This is a genomic window from Mycobacterium colombiense (genome assembly GCF_001953985.1).
In the GTDB taxonomy this organism is placed as follows: Bacteria; Actinomycetota; Actinomycetes; order Mycobacteriales; family Mycobacteriaceae; genus Mycobacterium; species Mycobacterium colombiense_B.
On sequence record NZ_MBEI01000061.1, the window covers coordinates 174,226 to 181,036 of the forward strand.

6 protein-coding genes and 1 tRNA gene are annotated in these 6,811 nt (G+C 67.0%); 6 read left to right on the forward strand and 1 reads right to left on the reverse strand.

All coding sequences use genetic code 11. The annotated features are described in order from the left end of the window. Nucleotides 1-110: 110 nt before the first annotated feature. Nucleotides 111-1,211, reverse strand: a complete 1,101-nt coding sequence (gene pstS, locus A5732_RS20150; protein WP_076103112.1) for a phosphate ABC transporter substrate-binding protein PstS — start codon at nucleotides 1,209-1,211, stop codon at nucleotides 111-113. Between the two features lie 239 nt (nucleotides 1,212-1,450). Here pstS and A5732_RS20155 point away from each other — a divergent pair, with 239 nt between their 5' ends. The 6 genes from A5732_RS20155 (at nucleotide 1,451) to A5732_RS20180 (ending at nucleotide 6,696) form a co-directional block, all read left to right on the forward strand. Then, nucleotides 1,451-2,242, forward strand: coding sequence for an SDR family oxidoreductase (locus A5732_RS20155; protein WP_076103113.1), 792 nt, complete (start codon nucleotides 1,451-1,453; stop codon nucleotides 2,240-2,242). A 24-nt stretch (nucleotides 2,243-2,266) separates the two neighbouring features. After that, nucleotides 2,267-3,343: an NAD(P)H-dependent amine dehydrogenase family protein gene (locus tag A5732_RS20160; RefSeq protein ID WP_076103114.1), complete on the forward strand. Its 1,077-nt coding sequence runs from the start codon at nucleotides 2,267-2,269 to the stop codon at nucleotides 3,341-3,343. Nucleotides 3,344-3,426: 83 nt separating this feature from the next. Then, a complete protein-coding gene (locus A5732_RS20165; RefSeq protein WP_436971835.1) occupies nucleotides 3,427-4,668 on the forward strand; it encodes an Nramp family divalent metal transporter in 1,242 nt (413 codons plus the stop codon). After that, nucleotides 4,669-5,742, forward strand: coding sequence for a poly-gamma-glutamate hydrolase family protein (locus A5732_RS20170; protein WP_076103116.1), 1,074 nt, complete (start codon nucleotides 4,669-4,671; stop codon nucleotides 5,740-5,742). Nucleotides 5,743-5,749: 7 nt separating this feature from the next. After that, entirely contained in the window at nucleotides 5,750-6,574 is an 825-nt protein-coding gene (locus A5732_RS20175) for an LLM class F420-dependent oxidoreductase (RefSeq protein ID WP_081396061.1), read from the forward strand. Between the two features lie 49 nt (nucleotides 6,575-6,623). Next, nucleotides 6,624-6,696, forward strand: a tRNA-Arg gene (locus A5732_RS20180). Nucleotides 6,697-6,811: the final 115 nt, after the last annotated feature.

Consider the following 6,811-nt stretch of genomic DNA (forward strand, 5'->3'; position numbering starts at 1 on the left):
AGCACCGGGCGGCGACGTGCGCGCGAGCCAGACCCCCCAGCGTTTCCGAACGCGGCGACAGCAAAGAAAATCGGTTGCCTTTCACGGCGCGCCGCGAGCGTCGTCTCAGCTCACGAGATGGCGTTGATGGACTCCGCCAGCCGTGACTTGAAAGACGCCGGCACCGGGATATACCCGTTGCCCGCCAACCCGTTTTGTCCATCGCCAATGGTGCTCTGCAGGAACGCCTTTACCGCCGCACCGACCTGGCGGTCGGGATATTTCGAGCACACGATCTCGTAGGTGGCCAACACGATGGGATACGAGTCGGGCCGGGTCGGCTTGTAGAACGAGAACGTGTCGACGACCAGGTCGTTGCCCCGCCCGGTCAGGGTGGCGCCGGAGATCGTCTTGCCGACCGACTCCGCACCGATCGACACCGGGTCCGGGCTGGCCGAGGTGACGATCCTGGCGATGGTCAGGTTCTGCGCCGACGCGAACGACCATTCGTTGTAGCTGATCGCTCCCTCGGTCGCCTTCACCGCCGCCGACGTGCCGCCGTTGCCCTCGGCGCCCTCGCCGACCCCGCCGTTGAAGGCCTTGCCGATGCCCCTGTCCCACACGCCGTCGGACGCGGAGTCCAGGTATTTCTGGAAATTGTCGGTGGTGCCCGACTGGTCGCTGCGGAACGTGACGTGGATGGGCTCAGCGGGCAGTGCGGTGCCGGGATTCAGCGCCCGGATGGCGGGATCGTTCCAGGCGGCGATCGCGCCCTTGAAGATGTTGGCGGTGGTGGGGCCGTCCAGGATCAGCGAGTTGACGCCCGCGACGTGGTAGGTGATGGCGATCGGGCCGAAAACCACCGGCAGATTCCACGCCGGAGAACCGCATCGCGCCTGGGCCGCGAAGTATTCGATCGGGGCCAGCGGTGAGTCCGAACCCGCGAAATCGGTTTGATTGCCCGTGAATTCGCCGATGCCCGCGCCCGAACCGTTGGGGGTGTAGTTCAGCGTCTGGCCGGGGCAGGCCCGCTCGAACGAGCCGACGAAGCGGGTCATCGCGTTGGCCTGCGCCGTCGATCCGCTGGCCTTCAGGGCCTTCTTGCCCCCGCAATCGACCCGGCCGGGCGGGGTTGTCCCGCTCCCCCATGCCTCGTTGCCACCGCACCCCGACAACGCCAGCGCACCGGCCGTCAGGATACTCAGTGCGGCACCAAATCGGTTGCGCCTCACGTTACTTCCTCACGGTGAAGACCAGACACGATCGTCACCGTTCAGCTAACAGCACCAAGGTTAACGGCGGGCGAATGGTCGCCGGGCGCAGGTGGGCGCCCGGTGCCGCGCGCATGCCTGCGCTGCGGACCGCGGCGCACCACCCTTATGCAAAAGTAGAACCTGTTCCAGAAATGCCCGATCCGAGACGGCGCGGCTTGCTACCGTGTCGGCTGACACCGAAACGAAGAGAGGCCGCCATGATCCTTGACAGGTTCCGTCTCGACGACAAAGTCGCCGTCATCACTGGTGCAGGCCGGGGTCTCGGGGCGGCCATCGCGCTGGCCTTCGCCGAAGCGGGCGCCGATGTCCTCATCTCCTCACGCACGGAATCCCAACTAGAAGCCGTCGCAGAACAGGTCCGAGCCGTCGGGCGGCGGGCGCACATCGTGGCCGCCGACCTGGCCCACCCCGAGTCCACCGCGGAGCTGGCCGGCAAGGCCGTCGAGGCATTCGGGAAACTAGACATCGTCGTCAACAACGTCGGCGGCACCATGCCCAACACGCTGCTGACCACCTCGACCAAGGACCTCAAGGACGCCTTCACCTTCAACGTGGCTACCGCTCACGCGCTCACCATCGCGGCGGTGCCGTTGATGCTGGAGCACTCCGGCGGCGGCAGCATCATCAACATCACCTCCACCATGGGCCGGCTGGCCGGGCGTGGGTTCGCCGCCTACGCCACCGCCAAGGCCGCGCTGGCGCACTACACCCGGTCGTCCGCACTGGACCTGTGTCCGCGCATCCGGGTCAACGCCATCGCACCGGGCTCGATCCTGACCTCGGCGCTGGACGTGGTGGCCTCCAACGACGATCTGCGCGCGCCTATGGAGAAGGCCACACCGATGCGCCGCCTCGGCGACCCCGTCGACATCGCCGCTGCCGCAGTGTATTTGGCGTCGCCGGCCGGAAGCTTCCTGACCGGCAAGACGCTCGAGGTCGACGGCGGCCTCACCTTCCCCAACCTCGACATCCCCGTCCCGGACCTGTGACCCCCGACCGCTAAGGAGCACGTCATGCCCATCCCCGTCGTCCAATTGGGCACCGGCAACGTCGGTATCCACGCCCTGCGCGCGCTCATCACCAATCCGGAGTTCGACCTGAAGGGCGTCTGGGTGTCCTCGGACGCCAAGGCGGGCAAGGACGCGGCGGAGCTTGCGGGCCTCAGCCAGTCGACCGGCGTGCTCGCCAGCACCGACCTGGATGCCGTGCTGGCCACCGCGCCACAATGCGCCGTGTACAACGCACTGGCCGACAACCGGTTACCCGAGGCGCTCGAGGACTACCGGCGCGTACTGGCGGCGGGAATCAACATCGTCGGCAGCGGCCCGGTCTTCTTGCAGTACCCGTGGCAGGTCATCCCCGAAGAGCTCATCAAGCCCCTGGAAGACGCTGCGCAAGAAGGGAATTCGAGCCTCTACGTCAACGGTATCGATCCCGGCTTCGCCAACGATCTGCTGCCGCTGGCACTGGCGGGCACCTGCCAGAGCATCCAGCAGATTCGGTGCATGGAGATCGTCGACTACGCCACGTATGACAGCGCCGCGGTGATGTTCGATGTGATGGGCTTCGGCAAGCCGCTGGACGAGCTTCCCATGCTGCTGCAGCCCGGCGTGCTCAGCCTGGCGTGGGGCTCGGTGATCCGCCAAATTGCTGCGGGCCTGGGCATTTCGCTCGACGAGGTCACCCAGGACTACGTCCGCATCCCCGCCCCGGAGGACTTCGACATCGCCTCGGGTCATATCGCCAAGGGCACCGCCGCGGCGTTGCGCTTCGAGGTGTTCGGTATGGTCAACGGCGACCCCGTCGTCGTCCTCGAACACGTCACCCGGCTGCGCGAGGACCTGTGCCCCGAGTGGCCGCAGCCCGCGCAGGAGGGCGGCTCCTACCGCATCGAGATCACCGGCGAACCGTCCTATGCCATGGACGTCTGCCTGAGCAGCCGCAAGGGCGATCACAACCACGCCGGCCTGGTGGCCACCGCGATGCGCGTCGTCAACGCGATCCCAGCGGTGGTGGCCGCCCAGCCCGGCATCGTGACGACCCTGGACCTGCCGCTGGTCACCGGCAAGGGGCTCTACCTCCCGCAGTGAGGCTCGAGGACGGGAAACGCCGTAGCCGCTGCGGATCGCGCCGAGATGTTCGGATAACCTCACTTTATTATTCGGTGAAGTGAATCGAGGTCGACACGTTGGGGCAACGCACCCAGGGCTCGCTCAAGGGCAACTGGTATTTGCTCGGGCCCGCGTTCGTCGCCGCGATCGCCTATGTCGACCCGGGAAACGTCGCCGCCAACGTCAGCGCCGGCTCGCAGTACGGCTACCTGCTGCTGTGGGTCATCGTCGTGGCCAACGTGCTGGCGGGCCTGGTGCAGTACCTGTCGGCGAAGCTGGGGCTGGTCACCGGACGCTCCCTGCCCGCCACGATCGGCAAGCGGATGGGCCGCCCGGCGCGGCTGGTGTACTGGGCCCAAGCCGAACTCGTGGCCGTCGCGACCGACGCGGCCGAAGTCGTCGGCGGGGCCATCGCCTTGCACATTCTGTTCAACCTGCCGCTGTTGGCCGGCGGGCTGATCACCGGCCTGGTGGCCTTGTTGCTGCTGGGGATTCAGGACCGGCGCGGGCAGATCATCTTCGAGCGGGTCATCACCGGCTTGCTGCTGGTCATCGCGATCGGGTTCGCGGCGAGCTTCTTCGTCAAGACTGCCCCGCCGGAGGAGATGCTCGGCGGGCTGATCCCCCGGTTCCGCGGCACCGAAAGCGTGCTGCTGGCGGCGGCCATTCTGGGCGCCACCGTGATGCCGCACGCGGTCTACATGCATTCGGGCCTGGTCCTGGACCGGCACGGACATCCCGACGAGGGCTCACATCGGCGCCTGCTGCTGCGCGTCACCCGCTGGGATGTCGTGCTGGCGATGACGGTGGCCGGCACGGTGAACGCCGTGATGCTGGTGATCGCCGCGGTCAACCTGCAACACCGCGACGTCAGCGCCTCCATCGAGGGCGCCTACTCCGCGATCCATAACACGCTGGGCGCGGCCATCGCGGTCCTGTTCGCGGTCGGCTTGCTTGCGTCGGGTCTGGCGTCGTCGTCGGTGGGCGCCTACGCCGGCGCCATGATCATGCAGGGCTTGCTGCACCGGTCGATTCCGATGGTGGTGCGGCGGGTAGTCACCCTGGTGCCCGCGCTGGTGATCCTGGCGGTGGGATTCGATCCCACCCGCGCACTGGTGCTGTCGCAGGTGGTGTTGTCGTTCGGAATACCTTTTGCCGTGCTGCCTTTGATCAGGCTGACCAGCGATCGCGGGCTGATGGGTAGCGACGCCAACCACCGCATCACGACGATTCTTGGCTGGGCCGTCGGCGTATTGATTAGTCTGCTTAACGTGGTGCTCATCTGGCTGACGGTGACCGGCTGAATGCCGGCCCTCCGGCACCTTTACTTCGCATACGGGTCGAACCTGTGCGTCAGGCAGATGGCGCAACGCTGCCCCGACGCCGCGCACCCGCGACCCGCCGTGCTGGCCGATCACGACTGGCTGATCAATCAGCGCGGCGTGGCCACCGTCGAACCGCTCGCCGGTAACCAGGTGTACGGGGTGGTGTGGCGGATCTCCGACGGTGACCTGGCGACGCTGGACAGCGCCGAGGGGGTGCCGGTGCGCTACCGGCGCGACGAGATGACCGTGCACACCGACGACGGACCGAAGCCGGCCTGGGTCTACATCGACCACCGCGTGACGCCGGGCCCGCCCAGACCGGGCTATTTGCCCAAGATCATCGACGGCGCCACGCAGCACGGGCTGCCGCCACGCTGGGTCGACTTCTTGCGCCGCTGGGACCCCGCCGGCTGGCCGCGCCCGAAGTCGTCGGCGTCCGGGCCTGGGCCACAGTCACTTTCGGCGTTGCTGAGTGAGCCCGGGGTGACCGAGAGCAGCCGATTACGTTCGCGGTTCGGATTTTTCGCGATCCACGGCGGCGGGCTGGAAGAGATGACCGATGTGATCGCCGAGCGCGCCGCCGAAGCCGCCGGCGCCTCGGTGTACGTGGTGCGCCATCCCAACGCCTATGCGCATCACCTGCCATCGGCCCTGTTCGACCCGGCCGAGTCGCCGCGCCTCGCCGAGTTCCTCGACCATGTCGACGTCGCGGTGTCGCTGCACGGGTACGGCCGCGACGGTCGCAGCACCCAGTTGTTGGCCGGCGGCCGCAACCGGGCGCTGGCCGCTCACCTGACCCGGCACGTTCGGCTGAACGGCTACCAGGTGATCACCGACCTCGACGAGATCCCACCGGAATTGCGGGGCCTGCATCCGCGCAACCCGGTGAACCGGGTGCGGGGCGGCGGAACCCAGCTGGAGCTCTCGGCCAGGGTCAGGGGGATCAGCCCGCGCAGCCCACTGCCGGGCGATGACGGCTTGTCGTCGGTCACCAGCGCCCTGATTCAGGGGTTGGCGCAGGCCGCCCGTAGTTGGTCAATGTCGGATCGTTGAACGGAGATTGTTGGTGGCCAAGGACTTTCGCTTTGGAATGAGCATGCGGTTCTTCAAGTCGCGCGAGGCACTGCTCGACAAGGCCAAGCGGGCTGAGGACGCCGGCTTCGACATTCTCTGTGTGCCCGATCATTTGGGTGCCGCGGCTCCGTTCCCGACGCTGACCGCGGTCGCCATGGTCACCACGACGCTGCGGCTGAGCATGTATGTGCTCAACTCCGCGTTCTACAAGCCGGCCCTGCTCAGCCGGGACATGCAAGGCCTGGATCTGCTCAGCGACGGCCGCCTGGAGATCGGGCTTGGCACCGGTTACGTCCGGGAAGAGTTCGAGGCCGCGGAGATCCCATATCCCAGCGCCGGCGCCCGGGTCGACTACCTCGAGCACATGACGAAGTACCTGAAGGAGCACCACCCGTCGACGCCGCTCATCATCGCCGGCAACGGTGACCGGGTGCTGACCATCGCCGCCCGCAACGCCGACATCATCGGGCTGACCGGCTCCAAGGTGCGCGACGTCGACGACCCGTTCGCCGAACGCGTCGACTTCGTCCGCAAGGCGGCGGGAGACCGGTTCGACTCACTCGAGCTGAACCTGGCCATCACCGCGATGCCGCGGGTCGGCGAGACCGAGCCCGACCTCAAGCTGACCCGCGCTTACTCGCCGGACCTGTCCGACGAAGAGATCCTGTCCCAGCCCTCGGTGCTGAGCGGTTCCCCCCGCGAGATCGCCGACACGCTGATCGCATACCGCGAAAAATACGGCGTGTCGTCCTTCACCGTGCAGGACAACAACATCGATAACTTCTCGAAGGTGATCGCCGAACTGCGCTGACCGCCGCGGCGGTTTACCGGCGGGCGTGCCGGTAAGCTCAGGCCCGTCCGCCCCCGTAGCTCAGGGGATAGAGCACGGCTCTCCTAAAGCCGGTGTCGCAGGTTCGAATCCTGCCGGGGGCACGTCAGAGGTGTATGACGTCGGCTGATGCTTGACGGATCTATGTCGGGTGATGCCTGACAGTGTTTCGGCTGATGGTTGACAGTTACTTCGGTTGATCCTTGACACTCCCTAGAT

Coding starts and splice junctions, on each gene's coding strand:
- A5732_RS20170 (WP_076103116.1), top strand. CDS start 4,669: ATGCCGGCCCTCCGGCACCTTTACTTCGCATACGGGTCGAACCTGTGC.
- A5732_RS20155 (WP_076103113.1), top strand. CDS start 1,451: ATGATCCTTGACAGGTTCCGTCTCGACGACAAAGTCGCCGTCATCACT.
- A5732_RS20160 (WP_076103114.1), top strand. CDS start 2,267: ATGCCCATCCCCGTCGTCCAATTGGGCACCGGCAACGTCGGTATCCAC.